Below are 1,527 nucleotides of genomic sequence, written 5' to 3'. Positions count from 1 at the left end.
TCAGATTGTAGACAAAGGCCTCCGAAATTCATTTTCGGAGGCCTTTGTTTGTCCCATCAAGGGAAAAAGAAGCCTGCAACGGCCGGCGCACGTCTGTCGCCACCGCCAGGTGGCGAGTTTTTTGAGGTTCATCACCGCATAAACAAGCATCGCCTGCGCGGTGTTTCGTTCCCCTCCGGCGAGGAGCGTCCAGCGCAAGCCATGCTTTTGTTTGAGATCCGCAAAAATCCGTTCGATGGTTTCTTTTCGTTCCGCGTAGGTCCTCCGGTTCCACGGGGTGTGCCGAAGGTGTTCGGCTTCGTCCAGATCGTCCTGCCAGACGTGGCGGAGGATCACCTTCCGGTGATCCCGGCTTTGGGTGCAGGTCTCGAGCAGCGGGCAGGACTGACAAATGACGGGATCCGAGACATACTCCTGATAACCGTCCCGATTCGTGGTGCGGTAGCGCAGGGCCTGATGCTCGGGACAGAGATACGCATCCAGATAGGCATCATACACAAAGTCCTGTTTCCGCAAGCGTCCCGGCAGGCCCTTGGGACGGGTATAAGGCATGACCGGGCGAACGCCCTCTTCGCGAAGCAGATGAGCAATGGCCGGGGTTTTATAGCCGGCATCCACCGCAACGGCGTACGGACGGCCCACCCGGGCCATCACCTGAGCCAACAGATCATGAAAGATCCGGCTGTCATGAACATTGGCCCCGGTCACGATCGATCCGAGCACAAATCCGTGCCGATCGCATGCGGTATGCCAGCTGTAGGCAAACATCTTCTCCCGCTCATCTTTGACGTAATAGCCGCTGTCAGGATCCGTCGTGCTTTGTTTGACCTCCCGTCCGCCCGGTTCGCGGCGGGCGGGAGGCAGGGGCTTTTTTCCGTGGACCTCGCGGTCCCGGTGAATTTCGGCGTCCAGTTGATGCTGGTAGGCCCGGGCTTCGGCCGCTAACTGAACCCGATCAAATTTTTTCTTGTTGGCGTTCGCTTTCACGTGGGTGGCATCGATATAAAAGACGGACGGATCCACAAAGCCGGCGGCCACGGCTTCTGCCAGCACCCGTTCAAAAATCGCTTCGAACAACCCGCTGTCCCGAAACCGGCGCGTGTAGTTTTTGCCGAAGGTGGAGAAATGCGGCACGGGCTCCAGGAGGTCCAAACCGAGGAACCATCGGTAGGCCACATTCGTTTCGATCTCCCGAACCGTCTGACGCATGGAACGAATGCCGAACAAATACTGGAGCAGCACCATTTTCACCAGCCGGACCGGGTCAATACCCGGCCGGCCGATGGGGGCATAGAGGGACGCGACTTCGTCGTAGATAAAGGAAAAATCCAGCGCGGCCTCGATCTGGCGGACCAGGTGGTCCGCGGGCACTAACTGATCCAACTGAATGGTTGCTTCCCGGTAACGAGCATCTTCCGTATCCCGCCTCATCATGCGCCATAACCCCTTTCCAGGCTATTTCTTTTTATCATAGCATAAAAAAACTGTCGACACGCTCTAAAATTAGAGCCATTGTCGACAGTCTGA

At 57.2% G+C, this 1,527-nt stretch carries 1 protein-coding gene; it reads right to left on the bottom strand.

Features of this window, described 5'->3' with window-relative positions; translation table 11 throughout:
• Nucleotides 1-1,434 carry an IS1182 family transposase gene (locus BLV22_RS14765; RefSeq protein ID WP_091616868.1) on the bottom strand — a complete coding sequence of 478 codons (1,434 nt, stop codon included), beginning with the start codon at nt 1,432-1,434 and terminating at the stop codon, nt 1-3.
• Nucleotides 1,435-1,527: the final 93 nt, after the last annotated feature.

The organism is Marinococcus luteus (genome assembly GCF_900106595.1).
In the GTDB taxonomy this organism is placed as follows: Bacteria; Bacillota; Bacilli; order Bacillales; family Marinococcaceae; genus Marinococcus; species Marinococcus luteus.
The sequence above is the reverse complement of the archived record's forward strand: the minus strand, read 5'-3'. Positions and strand labels throughout refer to the sequence as shown.

Coding starts and splice junctions, on each gene's coding strand:
- BLV22_RS14765 (WP_091616868.1), bottom strand. CDS start 1,434: ATGATGAGGCGGGATACGGAAGATGCTCGTTACCGGGAAGCAACCATT.